Here is a 16,942-nt window from a genome sequence, read left to right on the forward strand (position 1 = left end):
TTTGTGTGTGGTGTTTTCCCCGGGGGGGGGGGGGGGGGGGGGCGGGGGGGGGGGCTCCAGCCAGGGGGGGGGGGGTGTGGGGGGGGAGGGGGGGGGGGTGGGGGGGGTGGTAGTTTGTTCCCCCCCCCCACCCCGCAGGGGGTACTGGCCAGGGCGGCGGAATCCGGAGTGCCGAGCAGCCGGGCCGCCCCGTACGGCCGGTCGGCACGGCAGGCTCAGCGGAAGTCGTCGGAGTGGTCGACGGCCCACTGGGCGTAGGTGTGTGCCGGAGCGCCGGTGATCTTCTCGGTGATGACGGACGTCGTGGCCACGATGCCGTCGGCGGCGGCCCACTGACTCACGATCGCCTCGGCCACGACCGGATGCATGGTTCTGGCGACTTCCGTGCGGGCCTGCTCGTCGGAGATGTGCTCGATCCGGATGTGACGGCCGATGGCCTCGCCGATGTGCTCGACCTGGCGTCGCAGGGTCAGGGACTCTGCCCCGTAGACGGTGTAGGCCTGGTGCGAGTGGCCCGGTTCGGTCAGGGCGGTCACCGCCAGCGCCGCGATGTCCTTCTCGTGCACCGGTGCCGACTGCGCGAGCGGACGGGGAAGGCGGACGACGTTGTCGGTGCGGATCGATTCGGCCCACCAGGTGCGGGTGTTGGTCGCGAACGTCCCCGGCCTGAGGAACGTCCAGTCCATGCCGGACCGTTGGACGGCCTGCTCGATCGTGCGGTTCAGGCGGGTGACCGGGTGGTCGGCGTCGGGGTCCAGGGAGACCGACACCGACGAGAGCAGGACCACCTGCCGGATCCCCGCGGCTGCGGCCGTTGCGGCGACCTTCTCGATGTCGTAGGGCTTCCGGGGGTCGAGCATTCCGTACAGGAACACCTTGTCGGCACCGTCGAGCGCTGCGGGGAGCGTCTCGGGGCGCTCAAGGTCGGCGACGACTGCTTCGCACCCGGGCGTGCAGCGCGTGGCCGGGGTCCTGCTGACCGCTCTGACCTGCTCGCCGGCGGCCAGCAGGCCGTCGGCCACATGACGACCGACGTTGCCGCGGGCGCCGAAGACGACTGCCACCATGATGGAACCTCCTGCTTGTTGTGGACATGAATTGCCGCATCGACGGGGGTGCTGCGGGATGTGTCGCTGCCCCGCGGGTGGCGGACCGGCGCCGGCGGGCCCGGTCGTCGGTGCCGGTGCGGGGGAACGGGTCGGGAGCCGGAGCGCGCCGACCGCGGGATGCGCGGATGCGCGGATGCGAGATGTCGCTGCGGCGGGACGGTCGGTCGCCGGTCAGGGCTGGATGTTCTCCAGGTCCTCCAGGAGGCCGGGGTGGTTCGGCTCCCAGCCGAGCGCCTGCCGGGTGCGGGTGCTGGACGAGGGCTGGTCGGCCCTGAAGATCGGGCCGAGCGGGCCGTAGGTCTCCTCCGGCACCGACTCGACCGGCAGGCCCAGCCGTCGGCCGATGACGGCCGCGATGTCCCGTACCCGGTCCCCCTCGTCGGCCACCGCGTGCCAGGCGGTACCGGCCGGCGCCTGCTCCAGGGCGAGCCGGAAGAGAACGGCCGCGTCGAGCGCGTGGACCGCGGGCCAGCGCTGGGTGCCGTCGCCGGGGTAGCCGGAGATCCCGCTTCGGCGTGCGATGTCGGTCAGTAGGCCGGCGAACCCTCCCGTGCCCTCGTTGTGAACCGTGCGCGGCAGGCGTACGGATGTGCTGCGGACCCCGCGCGAGGCCAGGCCCAGGATCGCCGTGACCGTGCGACCGCGGCCGCCGACCGGCCCGTCGGTCGGTACCGGGTCGGCCTCGGTGGAGGTACGGCCCGGCACCCAGGGCGTTCCCGAGACGGTGACCAGGGGGCGGTCGCTGCCGACGAGTTCCTCGCCGAGGGCGGTGAGGCCGGCGGTCTCCTCGGCGACGTTCCGGGCGAGGGCCTCGGGGCTGCTGAAGTCGTTGCCGAAGGCCAGGTGGATCACCCCGTCGGCCCGGGCGGCACCCGAACGCAGGACGTCCAGGTCGGCGAGGCCTCCCCGCAGCGGTTCGGCGCCGGCTGCCTCGGCGGCCCGTGCGGAGGCGTCGGAGCGGGCGAGTGCGAGGACGGTGTGGCCGTTGCCGAGGAGTTCGGCGACGACGGCGGAACCGATCAGGCCGGTGCCGCCGGTGACGAAGACGCGCATGGAACCCTCCCAGAAGTGATGGGACTCTTGTCCCATCACCGTAGCAGAGTGATGGGACAAGAGTCCCATCACGTATGCTGAACCCCATGGGTCGATGGGAACCAGGTGCGCGTGAACGCCTCGTCGTGGCCGCGGTCGACCTGTTCACGGAGCAGGGGTACGACGCCACCACGGTCGCGCAGATCGCCGAGCGTGCCGGGGTCACCAAGAGCACCTTCTTCCGGCACTTCCCCGACAAGCGCGAACTGCTGGTCGCCGGGCAGGAGACGCTCAGCCGGCTGCTGGCCGAGGGGATCGCCGACGCGCCCGGTGACGCCAGCCCGCTCGAGGCGGTCGCCGCCGGTCTCGAACGCGCCTCGACCGCGATGGGCCCCGGGAGCCGCGAGCTCGCCCCCCGCCTGAAGGCCGCCGTCGCCGCCAGCGCCGAGCTGCAGGAGCGCGACGCCCTCAAGACCGTCAGCCTCGCGGCCGCGATGACAACCGCCCTGGTCGCCCGCGGCGTGCCCGATCCGACCGCGGCCCTCGCGGGCGAGCTGGGCGTCCTCGCCTTCAAGCGGGGGTACGCCGAATGGGCCGAGGACGACCGCGGCGCCGAGGGCGAGCTCGCCGGGTACACCCTCGCGGCCCTGGACGAACTGCGCGCGGCGAGCGCATCGCTGGGCTGACCGGACGAGCACCGCCCAGCGCCGGTGCGGTGGACGAGAAGCAGACCTCACAGCTCTTCGAGCCCGCCGGCCCGATCCTGGTCGTGGGCCGCCGCATCCAGGCGAAGCTCTTGCGGGCTCCCTTGAGCGGATGGTGGAAGCGGGGCCGGTGGATCATCCTGCACTTCTGGCAGGGCTTGTAGCAGCACGGCGCGGCCACCGGGATCCGACGGCGGGAGCGTCCCCGGGCACGGACGAGGGGTGCGTGCCCGCGCCGGCCCCAGGTGCGGGCGTTCGGCGGCGTCACCGAGGTGCTCTCGCCTGCCTCGAACAGGGCGGCGGCCTCGAACCGCACCTGTTCGGGGATCACTACCTGTCCTGTCACTGCCCGGCAGCCGAACGAAAACCCCAGTGGCTGACGGTTTCAAAATGATCTGCGGCTGCGGTTGCGGCCAAGGAAGATCATGATGTGAGAGCACACTGATCCTCGCAAGCGAATCGAGCCCGCATCGATGGCAAGGCCCCCTGGCGCGTTTCAGTCGATCACGTTCGCGGCCTGGCGTGATCGTCCTCCTGGGCAGGACCGTGCCTCCACGCGGTACTACGTCACGCTGGCGGAACTCCTTGTGCGCCTCGGGAGCTTCGGACTCGGTCTCACTTGGAGGGTGCGGATCGACGATGCTCGACTGGTCACCAGGTTTGCCGAGATCGAGAAGGCTTCCTCCGGTGCCGGGATCGGCACCCTTGAGCTACTGGCCCTGGTCGCGCCGGACCTTCAGTTCGTTGACGCGGACTTCGTGGGGTACGCGGGCGATGAGCTGAGGGTGGTGCTGCGGGAGTTCGACAGCACGAGCTGGGACCTCTGCACCGCGGATGCCTCGGTGGTCCGGGAGATCCGCCAGCACTACCCGGACGCGGTGCCGACTCCTGAGGATGTTCTCCAGGAGATCTCCTGGACGAACAACCGGCGCGAGATGTGATCCAACGTTCCTGCTGATCGATTCTGGGTGAGCCGACCTGTGGGCCTTGCGCTCGGCAATCCTGGCCTGCGGGGCTGTCGACCTTGCTCAGCTGGCGTTCTGCCACTTCAGCCGCCTGAACGAACTGCTGAGGATTCGCCTCGCCGCCGAGGCCGCCAGCGCGAACGCCTCTACCCCACCCCCGACCGGCAGAACAGACCCTCACGGCTTCATCAGTGGCTCCACCCGAGTACGCGGTTGGCACCCTTCGTGGTTGGTAGCCTCCCGGGATGACCGCGACATTCGACGAAGCCGTCCGCGCTCGGTTGCAGGCACCCAACATCTGGTACGTCGGCACCGTGTTCGCCGACGGGGCACCGCAGGTCAGCCCGATGTGGGTGGATCTGGAGGGAGAGGGGGAACTGACGTTCAACACCTCGGTGGGGCGGGTGAAGGAGGAGAACCTGCGTCGCGACCCGCGCGTCTATCTCTCGCACGCGGACGCCACCGACCCCTTCGACCGCGTGCAGATCAGCGGTGTGGTGGCCCGCTTCATCGAGGGCGAGGAGGCGCACGAGCGGATGGACCGGCTGGCCCGCAAGTACCTGGGCGTGGAGCACTACGAGTGGACCATGCCGGGTGAGCAGCGGGTCGCGGTGATCGTGCGCCCGGTCAAGGTACGGCACATTGTCGGGGTGGAGCGGTTCCGACCCGGCGGCCCCGTCCCCGCCCCCGAGTAGTGCACCTGCCGGGTGCCGCTGACAGGATGCGCGGCCCCCGGCCCGTCCAGCAGCTGCGCCGCTCACAGTCGGACACCGAGGGCGCCGACCACCATCGGGGGCCGGCGCCCGGACTCCGCCGTCTCGGTGGGTGTGCGGTGGGTGTGCGGTGGGTGGGTGCGGTGGGAACCGCCCGTCGGAGCTCGTGCCAGCCGATTTCCTCCTCCATGAGCGCCTGGCCGAGGCGGGCGAAGGCAGAGCGGTGACGGTCGAGGCCTACCGCGTCGTTGCGAGCCTGGCCATAGAGGAGTCCCACCGATATCGAAAGTCCCATGGGCCGGAGTCCAGGAACGACCTCTGACGGTGACGGGTCCGCCGCCGCGCCGACAGCTGGGCCGTCCGGGAGAAATTCAGCCCCGCCGACGAGCCCGGCCACCGGCGTGACGAGGACGTGACTCGCCTCTCAGCGGTCGTGCGGCACCACATCAACATGCTCGGCCGGCACTCCTTCCACCTCCCTGCCCCGCCCGGCGGCCTGCGACCACCGCGTGATCCGGCCACCACGTGATCCGGCCGCCGCCGAGGCGTGAAGCCGCAGGCACCGGCGCGGGGCCCGGACGCTGTGCTCCGCGCTACCGGACCCCGCGGTCGGGGGCTGGGGTGCGCGGTCGTAGGCGCTCTCCCTGCGGCCCGAACATGATCAGGTATTCGACCGGTCCGCCGGGTCCGGCGTTCGCGACTCCGTGGGCGGTGCGGGTGTCGAACTCGGCCACGTCCCCGGCGCTCAGGACGAGGTCCTGCTCGCCGAGCGCCAGCCACAGCCGCCCGTACAGGACGCACAGCCATTCGTACCCGTCGTGGGAGACCTGCCGCGGCCGCGCCGGCGGCGCGTCGACGGCGGGCAGGACGTGCTTGTGGGCGTGCAGGCCCCCGACGTACCGGGTCAGCGGTAGCACCGTCTTGTCGTTGCCGGAACGCTGCGGCACCGGGGTGCGCGGTCCGGACGCCGCCGAGGCGGGTGCGGTGCCGGCCAGCTCGTCGAGGGAGACGTCGTACGCCTTCGCGAGCTGCAGCAGTACCTCCAGGGTCGGCTTGCGCCGGCCGGTCTCGATCCGCGACAGCGTGCTCAGCGAGATGCCGGTCGCGCGGCTGACGCCGGTGAGTGTGGCGCCGTGCTGCTCACGCGCGGTCCGCAGCCGGGGGCCCAAGGCCGCCAGCGTGTCGGCTGTGCTGTCGTCCGTCACCGTCACCGTCACCGTCGCCCCGCTCCCTGCGGCCGTGCCGCCTCCACCGTCCTGTCCTGCCAGTTTGCCACGATGGCAAGGGTGTTCGCGTCGTGCGGCCGCCGCGCCGCATGATCGGTGGGTAACCGCGGCCGCCCGTGAACCGAGGAGAAGCGATGCACCAGCCCGCACCGTCCGCCGACCTGCGCCACCGCACCATCGAGGCGCCCGCCGGGCGCCTGCACCTGGTCGAGCAGGGCACCGGACCGCTGGTCCTGCTCGTTCACGGCTTCCCCGAGTCCTGGTACTCCTGGCGCCGCCAACTCCCGGCCCTCGCGGCGGCGGGATACCGGGCCGTGGCGCTCGACGTGCGCGGCTACGGCCGCTCCTCCAAGCCGGCCGCGACGGACGCCTACCGGATGCTCGACCTCGTGGAGGACAACGTCGCCCTGGTACGCGCCCTGGGCGAGGAGACGGCAGTGGTCGTCGGGCACGACTGGGGCTCCAGCATCGCGGCGGCCTCCGCCCTGCTCCACCCCGAGGTCTTCCGCGCCGTCGCACTGCTGAGCGTCCCCTACGCGCCGCCCGGCGGCCCCCGCCCCACCGACGTCTTCGCGCAGATGGGCGGCGACCAGGAGTTCTACGTCTCGTACTTCCAGGAGCCCGGCCGGGCCGAAGCAGAGATGGAGCCCGACCTCCGGGGCTGGCTCGCGGGCTTCTACGCGGCCATGTCCGCCGACACCATGCCCGCCCAGGGCGAGCCCGACCCGCACTTCGTGACCCGCACCGGCGGCCGGCTGCGCGACCGCTTCCCCGGCGGCAAGCTGCCCGCCTGGCTGACCGAGGACGACCTCGACGTGTACGCCGGGGAGTTCGAGCGCACCGGCATGACCGGGGCCCTCAACCGCTACCGCAACATGGACCGCGACTGGGAGGACCTCGCCCAGTACGGCGGAGCCCCGATCACGCAGCCGTCCCTGTTCATCGGCGGCGCCCTGGACGCTTCCACGACCTGGATGGCCGACGCCATCGACGCCTACCCGGCCACCCTCCCCGCCCTGGCCTCCACCCACATCCTGGACGGCTGCGGGCACTGGATCCAGCAGGAGCGTCCCGAGGAGGTCAACCGCCTGCTGACCGCCTGGCTCGCCTCCCTCCAGAGCTGAACCGGCGGGTGTGCCGGCCGGCCTCCGCCGCAAGGGCTTGCCACTGTTCGTCATGGTCACCCCCGCCACACCGGACGTGTCGACGTGCCGGGCCGGCTCACCAGGCTTCATGCAGTGGGATGGTTTCGGACCGGCGCCTGTGACCGGTGGCCGACTCCGTGGAACGACCTGTGCAGGACGCGGCGCACCTCCGCCCCCGAACACCAGCGGGTCCGCCGGCCGGCCGCGGCGCGGGGTCGCCGGGTGAGCGCACGTGCCGGCCGGCGCAAGGGCGCCTCCTCTCGTCCGTCGGATCACAGGCCACGGCATCAGGCCGTCGGCGCGCACAGGAGGAACCATCATGCCCAGAACGAAGACAACCCTGACCGGCGCGGCCATCGCCGTCGTCGCCGCTCTGACAGCCCTGAGTACCGGCCCGGCGCACAGCGCAACGGGCCGGGCCGGCGACAAGGGGACCACCCCGGCAGTCTCGGTGACCAACGGCAGCCCCACCCCGGACGGGACCGCACCCGCCAAGGTCACCGGGCCACCCGCCGATCAAGTGCTGAGCGACGCGCAGCCGGACATCCTCTGGTACAACACCAGCCTCGACCAGCTCCAGATCTGGTACATGGACGACACCCGCGTCACCGGCCGGCAGACCGTGGTCGGCCCGGACGGCAGCCCCATTGGGGCCCCGGCACCCTGGCAGGTCGCCGGCGCGGCAGACTTCGACCACAACGGAACCGCGGACGTCATCACGCACCTCAGCGACACCGGTGAGACCGTGATCAGATACTTGGACAGCAACGGTCGCAACCTCACCAGCCGGATCGTGCGCGACGAGAACGGCAACGCCGCGCACGCCGGAACACCCTGGCAGATCGCCGGCGTCGCAAACTTCAACCGGAGCGACTCATACCCGGACATCCTCTGGCACAACACCAGCACCAACGAGACCCAGATCTGGTTCATGAACGACATGAGCATCATCGGCCGAGCCGATGTGCTGGAGGAGAACGGCAGCCCCACCCACGTCGGAGCACCCTGGCAGATCGCCGGCGTGTCAGGCCTCAACCCGTACGGCGGCCCGGACATCCTCTGGCACAACACCAACACCAACGAGTCCCAGATCTGGTCCATGGACTACGCCCACCGCATCGCCCGACGGCAGAGCGTGCTGGAGGAGAACGGCAGCCCCACCCACGTCGGAGCACCCTGGCAGATCGCCGGCACCGCAGACTTCGACAGCGACGGAAGCCCGGACATCCTCTGGCACAACACCAGCACCGATGAGACCCAGATCTGGCACATGGCCGGCAACAGCATCATCGGCCGAGCTGATGTGCTGGAGGAGAACGGCAGCCCCACCCACGTCGGAGCACCCTGGCAGATCGCCGGCATCGGATACTTCTAGTCCCGATCCTCGACGACGGGTCGTCAGGATGGGCGCAGGTCTCGCACCGGCGTGTGGGACCTGTGCCGAGTGGACGGGGGCGGTTACGTGGCACCTGCCGAGGAGCCCCGACCCTCTGCCCCCGGACGGCGCCGGATCTACGGACCATCCACGGCTGCCGCCGCCACGGCCATCCAACCCCCTCCTCACAGCGCCGATCCGCCTGTTCGATTTCTGACCTCGGCAAGCACCGCTAGGACCTTGGAACACAGGCACTCACCTTGTCGTTTAACGTCCAGCTTCGAACAGGAAGGCCTGACGATCACCGGTCTGTGCGGCCTGCTGGGGAAGCGACGGCCTCGCGTTTGCCCCCGCGGCGCGAGGGCAGGGCCTCGACAGTGATGTCGGTCCGCTCGGGCATGATCTACTCCGATCCGACTCAGCGGTGGGGTGGTGTGAGGTGGGCGAGTGGCGAACTGATCCGACGTTCGCGATGTGCCGAGCGTTGGCGGGCGGGGCTGACCTGTCCTCATTCGTTGGCGGACCGTTCGATGTGCGTGCGGTAGTGGCCGCCATGCGGTCCGAGGTCAAGGACGGATTCCGGCTCGACGAAGTTCCCTGGGAGAACTTCCCGCAGGGGGATCACGTCAGGGAGGCCATCGACCTGCTCCGTACCGGCAGTTCATCCGTTCGCGCCGGAACGGGTGTTGTGGGCGGTATCTGTGCCAACGACATGCGGGCCGCCGCTGCGCTCGCCGTGCCTTTCCTGATCCGGATCGCCGCGGACACCTGCCACCCGTACCGTGCCGACGCGCTCGCGGAAGTCTCCTCCCCGGCCCGTGCCCGCTACTTCGGCGTCGCCTCCCGTGGCGAACTGCTGCTCCACCGTGCCGCAACCCAGTACGAGGACCTCTACGACGGCTACGGTGTCGAGGTGACCGGCTACCCGGCGGGCTGGTCGGTTGCCGCCACCCGGGTCGCGATCACTGCCGACGCCACCCTCCTGAAGCCTCTTCTGCACGATCCCGAGCCTGCGATCCGGATCCGCGCCGCCTACGCCCTGGCCGCCGCTACCGACCTCGACCGCACGATGCGTGCCGCCTTCCGTGCCCGGCTCGACGCCGAGCAGGACCCGATTGTCCGCGCCGCCCTGGTCTTCGCCACAGCTGAAGGCACCCGTGCCCACCCCCATCCGCCGACCACCGTGTGGCTGGGAGAACGCTGGCGGGACCGGGCGCAAGCTCCCGAGGACCGGCTGGCCGCCGCGATCGGCTGGCTCTGCCTGACGGACGAACCCGTCCCCGACGACCTTCGCGCCGCCGTCGACGACCTCTCCACCGACGAGCGTGCCCGCGCCATGGACGGCCTGCCCTGGATGGCCGCCGCCGGCGGCTCGAACGAGACGGGACTGCGGCGCTGCGTCCGAGAAATGCTCCATCCCGAACAGTCTGATCCGACGGAGCACGACGACCCATGGGCCCCGCGATCCTGACGGCCGGGATGTCTTCACCCGCCTCGTGCTGCGCCTGCTGGCGACGGGCATCGCACCCGGCAGCTTCTACGCCGGGGGCACCGGCGACGGGCGCGGACACTTCGACGCACTCCCGGTGGACTTCACCGCGCGGGCCGTCACCGTGCTCGGTGACGGCGCACGGGAGGGCTACTGGACCTACAACGTGGTCAACCCGCACGAGGACGGCATCTCGCTCGACACGGGCATCGGCTGGCTGATCGCAGCCGGGCATCCCCTGACACGCGTCCACGGCCACACCGAGTGGACCGAGCGCTTCGAGACCGCCCTGCGCGGCCTGCCCGACCGCCGCAGGCAGCACTCGCTGCTCCCACTGCTGCACGCCTTCGCCGAGCCGGCACCGCCACTCGCCGGATCCGCCCTGTCGACGGACCGGTTCCGTGCGGCGGTCCGGGCCGCAGCCCTCGACGAGGAGAGCGACATCCCGTCTGTCACTGGACCTGATTACCAAGTACATGGCCGACCTCCGGGCGCACCGCCTGGTATGACACCACCCCCGGCCGACGCGGCGCACGCGAGCTGTCCGCCGTCGGCACCCTCACCACCGTTCGGGTAGCGCCTCGCCGTGGTGGAGGGGATGGTGGCCAACGGATGCTCCTGCGCGGGGTCCTCGGTGATCGCCAGCAGGACCGTGAACCAGTCGTGGACGGTGGCGCCGTCCCGGACCGCCTCGATCGCCACGACACGGCCGGGGCAGCCGCGGCACGAAACGCCAGGGACTCCAGGTCGAGGGGGCTGTCCGGGCTTCGGGCGATCCGGTCGCCGTGGTGGGTGTAGCGGTCGAACTGCAATGCACGGTGTGAAGCGGCGGGGACTGGAATCGGAGCGTCAGCCACCGGGCCAGTCCCGACCCTGCTCAGGCGTTCCGGACGGCGAAGTTCCCGAGGGGGCTCTCCAGGCGGTCGTAGGCCCGGAGGGCCGAGGGGCGGACCGCGGCGGCGATCGCCGCCTGCTCCTCGCCGGCCAGGGTGCGGCGGAACACCTCGGCGAACACCGCACGGTCCACGGCGGCGAGCAGCGCGGCGGCGACCCGGCACTCGAAGCCGACGGGTCTCTCGTGCACCGCCTCGGCCAGCGCCTCGGCGAGTGCCGTCTCGCTCTGCTCGTGCAACTCGCGCAGCCGGGCGCCCAGAGCGGGGCTGTCGAAGACGGTGCGGGCGAACTCCGGGCCGGAGAAGCCGAGTCGGGCGTCGTGCCGGTCGAGCCCGGCGAGGCAGTCGCGGCGCAGCGCGGCGAGCGCGGACTCGCCCGGTGCGCGCTCGGAGACCGTTGCGGCGAGCCGGACGACGAGCTCCTCGTGCAGGTCGAAGAAGAGGTCCTCCTTGCGCGGGAAGTGGTTGGTGACGGTCATCTTGGCGACGCCCGCGGCGGCCGCGACCTCGGCGATGGTCGTGCGGTCGAAGCCCCGCTCGATGAAGAGCCTGGTCGCGGCGTGCGAGATCGCCTCACGGGTGCGGCGCTTGTTGAGCTCGCGCAGGTTCGGAGTCGTCCCGGTCTCGGTCATGCCGGGAGCCTAGCGCAGGAGTCTGGGTCGAGTACAGAAATTAGATTTGACCTAATCGATGGGTCCGTCCTAAGTTCTTCCCGGGGCGGCCGGAGAGGCTGCCCGGGTGGGCGTCCGAGAGTGTGCCGGGTGAGCGTCGAAGTGGCGGCACGCGGGTTCGGGGGCGACTCGCCCAAGGGCGACCAGGGGAGGGCGCATGACCGCATCCGTTGCTGCGAAGGGCCGGCCGGGAGGAGTCCGGGAGGGGGAGCCGGAGCCGATTCCGCCGGGCCTGTGGAAGATGGGCGGGGTGCTCGCGCTGGGGCCGGTGCTCGCGCTGCTGGACAGCACGATCGTCAACGTCGGCATCGACTCCGTCGGGCGCGATCTGCACGGCTCGATCGCGGAGATGCAGTGGGTGGCCACGGGGTACCTGCTGGCGATCTCGCTGACCATGCCGCTCTCGGGTTGGGCCGCCGGCCGCTTCGGGGGGCGGCGGGCGTGGCTGGCCTCGGTCGTCCTGTTCGTGCTCGGGTCGGCGCTGTGCGGCCTGGCCTGGTCGACGGGCAGTCTGATCGCCTTCCGGGTGCTGCAGGGGATCGGCGGCGGGATGATTCAACCGCTCGGCCAGGCGATCATCATACAAGCGGCCGGGCCGTCCAGGGTCGGGCGGGTGATGGGCACGCTGATGCTTCCGATCAGCCTGGCCCCGGTCCTGGGGCCGATCCTCGGCGGGCTGGTGCTGGAGCACTTCGACTGGCGCTGGATGTTCCTGCTGAACGTGCCGGTCGGGCTGGTGATCCTGCTGCTCGCCGCCCGCTGGCTGCCGTCCGACGAGACGTCGGACGCACCGAAGCCCCGGCTGGACGTGACCGGCCTGGTGCTGCTCTCGCCCGGCCTGACCGGGCTGGTCTACGGGCTCGCGACGATCGGTGACGGCGCAACGGCCGGCTGGGTCGCTCTGGCGGCGGGCGCGGTGCTGGTGGCGGCCTACGGCTGGTACGCGCTGCGAGTGGGGCGCGGGGGCGTCCGGACGCCGCTGATCGACCTGCGGCTGTTCGCCCGGCGCGGCTTCAGCGTGGCGACGGCGAACAGCTTCCTGCAGGGCGCCGCGCTCTACAGCTCGATGTTCCTGGTGCCGCTCTACTACCAGCAGGTGAAGCACGCCGGCGCGGTGGAGGCCGGTCTGCTGCTGGCGCCGCAGGCCCTCGGCACGGCGGTCACCGCCATGCTGGCCGCCCGGATGACCGACCGCATCGCGCCGCGTCCGCTGATCATGATCGGCATCGGCTGCTCCCTGGTCGGCACGATCGCGTTCACCCAGCTGGGCAGCGGCTCCGAACCGGCCGCCTGGCTGATCGCCGGCTCGCTGGCACTGCGCGGCGCGGGCATGGGGATGATCGCGATCCCCGGCCTGGCAGTGGTGTACGGGAGCGTCGAGAAGGACCAGGTGCCGGCGGCGGCGGGTGCGGTCAACGTGCTGAACCGGGTGGGCGGGGCGCTCGGCACGGCGGTGCTGACGCTGGCGCTCCAGCAGGCGCAGGACGGGCACCCGGGCCGGCCGGGTGCGGCCTTCGGCGAGACCTTCTGGTGGGTCCTGGCCCTGTCCGCGCTCGCCATCGCTCCGGCGCTGCTCTACCCGAACACCCGCCGATCCGGCTGACCACCGGCCGGTTCCCGACCACCCAGACCTGGAGGCACCCGTGTCCATCCGCCACCCCGACGGCCTTCGCCTGCTCAGCGTCCACGCGCACCCCGACGACGAGTCCAGCAAGGGTGCGGCCACCCTCGCCCGGTACGCGGCCGAGGGCGTGGACGTCCTGGTCGCCACCTGCACCGGCGGCGAGCGCGGCTCGGTGCTCAACCCGGCCATGGACCGGCCCGAGGTCCGGGCCGACATCGCCCGCGTCCGGCGCGAGGAGATGGCGGCCGCCCGGGAGATCCTCGGTGTGCGCCAGCGGTTCCTCGGCTTCGTCGACTCCGGGATGCCCGGCCCGGACGAGCCCCTTCCCGAGGGCTGCTTCGCCGCCCGGCCGGTGGAGCTCGCGGCGGCGCCGCTGGTCGCACTGATCCGGGAGTTCCGCCCGCAGGTGGTGATCACCTACGACGAGACCGGCGGTTACCCGCACCCGGACCACGTGATGACCCACCGGGTCACGGTGGCGGCCGTCGAAGCCGCCGCCGACCCGGAGCACGATCCCGGGCCGGGCGAGCCCTGGCAGGTGTCCAAGCTCTACTACCACCTGGCGCTCTCCCGGGCCTGGTTCCGGGCCCTGCACGAGGCCATGACGGAACGGGGCGTCCCCTCGGGGATGGGCGAGCTGCTCGCCGGCTGGCCCGACACCCCGCCGGCCCTGGCCACCACCACCCGGGTGGCATGCGCCGAGCAGTTCGCCGTACGGGACGCGGCGATGCTGGCGCACGCCACCCAGGTCCAGCCGGGCGTGGCCTTCATGGCCCACCCGCGGGACATCGAGCGCGAGGTCTGGCCGACCGAGGACTACCACCTGGCCCGGAGCCTGGTGCCGGTGGTGGGTGCGGCGGCCGGGGACGGCGTGATCGAGACCGACCTGTTCGCCGGGCTACGGGCGGAGGCGCGGGTGGGGGTGGGGGCGGGATGAGCCGGACGGCGGGCGCGGCGGCGCGGGCGTTCGCGGCGTCACCGGGTGGCGCGGTGACCGCCGTCCGCTCGGCAGCGATGGTCCGCTCGGCAGCGGCCCTCCGCTCAGCACTGGCCGTCGGCGAGCACGTAGTAGCCCGGTCCGGTCTGCTTCAGAGTGTGGGTGACGAAGGTGTTCCAGAGCCCCATGCTCTGGCCCGAACCGAGCGCGTAGGTCTGGCCGCCGGTCTGGGTCGCACGGCCGGCCGAGACGTGCGCGTAGTTGCTGGCGGTGAAGCACTGGGGGGTGCCCCCGCCCGGAGTGGTCGCCGTCACCGCCGCCGACCGGGGGCCGGCGGCGCCCGACCCGTCGACCGCCGCCACGGTGTAGCGGTACGTGGTGCCGGCCGCGAGTCCGGTGTCGGTGAAGGCCGTGCCGGTCGTGCTGCCCACCTGGGTGTCATCGCGGAAGACTTGGTACGAGGAGGCGCCGCTGACGGACTGCCAGCCGAGGGCGACCGACCCGGCGGTCGCGGTCGCGGTCAGCCCGGTCGGGGCGGGCAGCCCGGGGTCGGTGGGGCCGGAGCCACCGTCCAGCCCCCAGAACTGCGCGGTGTAGTAGCCGGAGCAGATCGTGTCGAGGAAGTAGGCGCCGGTCGTCCCGCACTGGTCGGCCCCGGAGCCCGGGTCGACGGCCAGGCCGTGGCCCATCCCGCTGATCGTGAACACGGCCACCGCGGGCCTTCCGTTCGCATCGGCGTAGACCTCCTGGGTGGTGCCGCCGGGCAGGCTCCGGGTGCCGGTCGGCTGACGGCCGAGGCCCTGGACGTTCGTCCACTGGTCCCGCAGCTCGGCCGCGTTCACCGGCCTGACCACGGTGTCGGCGGTGCCCTGCCAGATCGCCACCCTGGGCCACGGCCCGGTGTAACCCGGGTACGCGGCCCGGACCTTGTCGCCCCACTGGGCCGGAGTGAGCCCCTGGTCGGAGTTCTGGCAGCCGGAGGCGGCGGCCTGGGTGGCGGCGCAGTGCGCGGGCAGCCCGGAGTCGATCGCCCCGCCGGCGAACACGTCGGGGTAGTCCGCCAACAGGTCGGCGGCCATCCCGCCGCCCGCCGAGAGCCCGGTGACGAACACCCGGTGGGCGTCCGAGCCGTACAGGGACTCGGCCTTGGCGACCATCTCGACCACCGACCTGGCCTCGCCGACGCCCCGGGCGGCCCGGCTCGCGTCGAACCAGCTGAAGCAGGAGAGGCTGTTGTTGACACTGCTGGTCTGCGGGAACACCACCGCGAAGCCGTACTGGTCGGCGAACTTGGTCCAGCCCGAGTTGCGGTAGTAGTCGGTGGCGCTCTGGACGCAGCCGTGCAGCGCGACCACCAGGGGAGCGCCGCCGGGCAAGCCGGCGGGGGTGTAGGTGTACATCGCGAGGTTGCCCGGGTTGGTGCCGAACCCGGTGACCTGCTGGAAGCTGCCGCTGGCGGCCGCCGCCACGGAGGATGCGGCGGAGGCCGTGACGGGGGAAACCGTGGTGGCGGAGGGTGCGGCGGGGGAGGCGACGGCTGCGGAGGGCGCGGCGGCGCCGAGCGCGAGAGCGACGGTGGTGAGCAGCGCCGCGGCGGTGGGGCGCAGTGGCATGGGGACTCCAACGTGGGGGAGGAGTGGGGGCCGGTCCCGTGCAGCGTGGCGCGCCCGCAGGCCCGGTGCCATGTGACGGTCATCCGGGGTCCACCGCCCGGGCATGGCGCAGGCCGCCATGGTCCTACTCCCGCGCCCCGCGCCGTGGTCCTACTGCCCGTGCCCCGCGGCCCGCGCCGTGGTCCTGCGGCCCGGCCGCGCGTCATGCGGAGCGCCGAAGGCCGTACCTGCCCCGCACCGGAACGCACGTGAGGCGAGGTGGCATCGGGACGGCGGTGTTCCGGGGCGAACCCGGGGACCATCCACAAGCCGATGTCGGATGGAAAAGAACCGGCCCCGGCCGCCGGAGCGACCGGGGCCCGCCCGGGTGGGGGTCCCGGGGCGGCTCACAGGGCCGCGAGCACTCCGCAGAGGGCGATGAAGCCGCAGATCCCGAAGTTGACCAGCTTGTGGGACAGGAAGATCGCGGCGAACTCGCGAATGGTGGCGCTCGGCCAGTAGTACCGGGCGGTGGGAGAGCCGAAGACGTGGCCGTTGACGCCGGTCTGGCGGGCGAGCAGTGCCGCCCGGAAGGCGTGGAAGTTGTTGGTGACCACGACGCAGCGGTAGTCGGGCTTGGCCTGCTCCATGATGGCCTTGCTGAACAGCAGGTTCTCCTCGGTGGTGCGCGAGCGGTCCTCCCGCTCGATGTGCTCGTCGGGGAAGCCGCGTTCGACCAGGTAGTCGGCCATCGCGTGGGACTCCGGCAGCTTCTCGTCCGGCCCCTGGCCGCCCGAGGTGATGAGCACCGGCGGGTTGCCGCGGGCGGCCTGCTTCTCGTACACCTCGCGGCCCCGGTTCAGTCGGCTGGCGAGCAGCGGCGGGACGCGCTCGCCGCCGATCAGCCCGGAGCCGAGCACGATCACGAAGTCCACGTCCCGGCGCGGCCGGTGGCGGCTGTACAGGAAGGCGTAGCCGACGAAGCAGGTGAACAGGAAGGAGATGTAGCCGACCACGAGCACCGCGGTGCCCGCGAGCGCGGCCAGCGGCCGCGAGTGGACGATGAGGGCGGCGACCAGCAGTCCGATGACGCCGAGGATGCCCAGCCCGGCGAGCAGTGACAGCAGGTTGGCCGGCCGTCTGCCCTCCTTGCGGATCATGGTCAGGCCGTTGGCGAGCAGGAACCAGACCAGGGCCGCCGTGCCGAGGGCCGGGAGGAGGACGATGACCGCCGCCGCGAGTGTGATCACCATGCTGGGCGCCTTGCGGAGCTCGGCGAGCAGGGCGAGGGACAGGAGGGAGACGGCGATGCCGAGCAGGACGGCGTTGCTGAACTGGCGACGGTCGCGTACTACCCCGATTCCGAACAACAGGAAGAACAGGGCGGCTGGGGCATAGGCGATCATGCGTCGTATCGTAGGGGAATCCCACCTGTACGAACCGGCCGGGCGTTCGGAGGAACCGAGG

Annotated in this window: 16 protein-coding genes; 10 read left to right on the plus strand and 6 right to left on the minus strand. The window is 72.0% G+C overall.

Translation table 11 applies throughout. The features are described from left to right. Nucleotides 1–215: 215 nt before the first annotated feature. Both ACFVGO_RS24075 and ACFVGO_RS24080 read right to left on the minus strand, forming a co-directional pair. Nucleotides 216–1,067 (minus strand): SDR family oxidoreductase, encoded by an 852-nt coding sequence (locus ACFVGO_RS24075; RefSeq protein ID WP_380633943.1) that lies wholly within the window; start codon nt 1,065–1,067, stop codon nt 216–218. 213 nt (nt 1,068–1,280) lie between these two features. Beyond that, nucleotides 1,281–2,162 (minus strand): SDR family oxidoreductase, encoded by an 882-nt coding sequence (locus ACFVGO_RS24080; protein WP_359903686.1) that lies wholly within the window; start codon nt 2,160–2,162, stop codon nt 1,281–1,283. 86 nt (nt 2,163–2,248) lie between these two features. Between ACFVGO_RS24080 and ACFVGO_RS24085 the strand changes: the two genes are divergently transcribed. The 4 genes from ACFVGO_RS24085 to ACFVGO_RS24100 all read left to right on the plus strand — a co-directional run bounded on the left by ACFVGO_RS24085 (nt 2,249) and on the right by ACFVGO_RS24100 (nt 4,505). Further along, the gene (locus ACFVGO_RS24085; protein WP_359903689.1) at nt 2,249–2,827 is read left to right on the plus strand and encodes a helix-turn-helix domain-containing protein; all 579 of its coding nucleotides are present in this window, start codon (nt 2,249–2,251) and stop codon (nt 2,825–2,827) included. A 29-nt stretch (nt 2,828–2,856) separates the two neighbouring features. Next, nucleotides 2,857–3,009 (plus strand): hypothetical protein, encoded by a 153-nt coding sequence (locus tag ACFVGO_RS24090; RefSeq protein ID WP_359903691.1) that lies wholly within the window; start codon nt 2,857–2,859, stop codon nt 3,007–3,009. A gap of 309 nt (nt 3,010–3,318) precedes the next feature. Continuing rightward, entirely contained in the window at nt 3,319–3,786 is a 468-nt protein-coding gene (locus ACFVGO_RS24095; protein ID WP_359903694.1) for a hypothetical protein, read from the plus strand. 269 nt (nt 3,787–4,055) lie between these two features. Next, nucleotides 4,056–4,505 carry a TIGR03618 family F420-dependent PPOX class oxidoreductase gene (locus ACFVGO_RS24100; RefSeq protein WP_380633946.1) on the plus strand — a complete coding sequence of 150 codons (450 nt, stop codon included), beginning with the start codon at nt 4,056–4,058 and terminating at the stop codon, nt 4,503–4,505. A 611-nt stretch (nt 4,506–5,116) separates the two neighbouring features. Here the strand turns inward: ACFVGO_RS24100 and ACFVGO_RS24105 are convergent. Continuing rightward, nucleotides 5,117–5,734, minus strand: a complete 618-nt coding sequence (locus ACFVGO_RS24105; RefSeq protein ID WP_380633981.1) for a helix-turn-helix domain-containing protein — start codon at nt 5,732–5,734, stop codon at nt 5,117–5,119. A gap of 149 nt (nt 5,735–5,883) precedes the next feature. Here ACFVGO_RS24105 and ACFVGO_RS24110 point away from each other — a divergent pair, with 149 nt between their 5' ends. The 4 genes from ACFVGO_RS24110 to ACFVGO_RS24125 all read left to right on the plus strand — a co-directional run bounded on the left by ACFVGO_RS24110 (nt 5,884) and on the right by ACFVGO_RS24125 (nt 10,335). Beyond that, nucleotides 5,884–6,873: an alpha/beta fold hydrolase gene (locus ACFVGO_RS24110; protein ID WP_380351729.1), complete on the plus strand. Its 990-nt coding sequence runs from the start codon at nt 5,884–5,886 to the stop codon at nt 6,871–6,873. A gap of 340 nt (nt 6,874–7,213) precedes the next feature. Then, nucleotides 7,214–8,269, plus strand: a complete 1,056-nt coding sequence (locus ACFVGO_RS24115) for a hypothetical protein (RefSeq protein WP_359903701.1) — start codon at nt 7,214–7,216, stop codon at nt 8,267–8,269. 439 nt (nt 8,270–8,708) lie between these two features. Beyond that, nucleotides 8,709–9,740, plus strand: coding sequence for a hypothetical protein (locus tag ACFVGO_RS24120; protein ID WP_380351726.1), 1,032 nt, complete (start codon nt 8,709–8,711; stop codon nt 9,738–9,740). Between the two features lie 25 nt (nt 9,741–9,765). Then, the gene (locus ACFVGO_RS24125; protein WP_380351724.1) at nt 9,766–10,335 is read left to right on the plus strand and encodes a hypothetical protein; all 570 of its coding nucleotides are present in this window, start codon (nt 9,766–9,768) and stop codon (nt 10,333–10,335) included. 300 nt (nt 10,336–10,635) lie between these two features. On the opposite strand, the gene ACFVGO_RS24130 is transcribed toward ACFVGO_RS24125, so the two are convergent. After that, nucleotides 10,636–11,283, minus strand: a complete 648-nt coding sequence (locus ACFVGO_RS24130) for a TetR/AcrR family transcriptional regulator (protein WP_380633949.1) — start codon at nt 11,281–11,283, stop codon at nt 10,636–10,638. A 196-nt stretch (nt 11,284–11,479) separates the two neighbouring features. Between ACFVGO_RS24130 and ACFVGO_RS24135 the strand changes: the two genes are divergently transcribed. After that, entirely contained in the window at nt 11,480–12,925 is a 1,446-nt protein-coding gene (locus tag ACFVGO_RS24135) for an MDR family MFS transporter (RefSeq protein ID WP_359903706.1), read from the plus strand. Between the two features lie 40 nt (nt 12,926–12,965). Beyond that, nucleotides 12,966–13,883, plus strand: a complete 918-nt coding sequence (mca, locus tag ACFVGO_RS24140) for a mycothiol conjugate amidase Mca (protein ID WP_359903709.1) — start codon at nt 12,966–12,968, stop codon at nt 13,881–13,883. A gap of 104 nt (nt 13,884–13,987) precedes the next feature. Here mca and ACFVGO_RS24145 read toward each other — a convergent pair whose 3' ends face one another. Beyond that, the gene (locus tag ACFVGO_RS24145; protein ID WP_380351719.1) at nt 13,988–15,496 is read right to left on the minus strand and encodes a PHB depolymerase family esterase; all 1,509 of its coding nucleotides are present in this window, start codon (nt 15,494–15,496) and stop codon (nt 13,988–13,990) included. Between the two features lie 386 nt (nt 15,497–15,882). After that, nucleotides 15,883–16,881, minus strand: coding sequence for a YdcF family protein (locus ACFVGO_RS24150; RefSeq protein WP_359903714.1), 999 nt, complete (start codon nt 16,879–16,881; stop codon nt 15,883–15,885). Nucleotides 16,882–16,942 lie beyond the last annotated feature (61 nt).

The organism is Kitasatospora sp. NPDC057738 (assembly GCF_042798815.1).
Lineage (GTDB): Bacteria > Actinomycetota > Actinomycetes > Streptomycetales > Streptomycetaceae > Kitasatospora > Kitasatospora lactacystinica.

Coding starts and splice junctions, on each gene's coding strand:
- ACFVGO_RS24075 (WP_380633943.1), bottom strand. CDS start 1,067: ATGGTGGCAGTCGTCTTCGGCGCCCGCGGCAACGTCGGTCGTCATGTG.
- ACFVGO_RS24080 (WP_359903686.1), bottom strand. CDS start 2,162: ATGCGCGTCTTCGTCACCGGCGGCACCGGCCTGATCGGTTCCGCCGTC.
- ACFVGO_RS24085 (WP_359903689.1), top strand. CDS start 2,249: ATGGGTCGATGGGAACCAGGTGCGCGTGAACGCCTCGTCGTGGCCGCG.
- ACFVGO_RS24095 (WP_359903694.1), top strand. CDS start 3,319: ATGGCAAGGCCCCCTGGCGCGTTTCAGTCGATCACGTTCGCGGCCTGG.
- ACFVGO_RS24100 (WP_380633946.1), top strand. CDS start 4,056: ATGACCGCGACATTCGACGAAGCCGTCCGCGCTCGGTTGCAGGCACCC.
- ACFVGO_RS24110 (WP_380351729.1), top strand. CDS start 5,884: ATGCACCAGCCCGCACCGTCCGCCGACCTGCGCCACCGCACCATCGAG.
- ACFVGO_RS24115 (WP_359903701.1), top strand. CDS start 7,214: ATGCCCAGAACGAAGACAACCCTGACCGGCGCGGCCATCGCCGTCGTC.
- ACFVGO_RS24130 (WP_380633949.1), bottom strand. CDS start 11,283: ATGACCGAGACCGGGACGACTCCGAACCTGCGCGAGCTCAACAAGCGC.
- ACFVGO_RS24135 (WP_359903706.1), top strand. CDS start 11,480: ATGACCGCATCCGTTGCTGCGAAGGGCCGGCCGGGAGGAGTCCGGGAG.
- ACFVGO_RS24145 (WP_380351719.1), bottom strand. CDS start 15,496: ATGCCACTGCGCCCCACCGCCGCGGCGCTGCTCACCACCGTCGCTCTC.
- ACFVGO_RS24150 (WP_359903714.1), bottom strand. CDS start 16,881: ATGATCGCCTATGCCCCAGCCGCCCTGTTCTTCCTGTTGTTCGGAATC.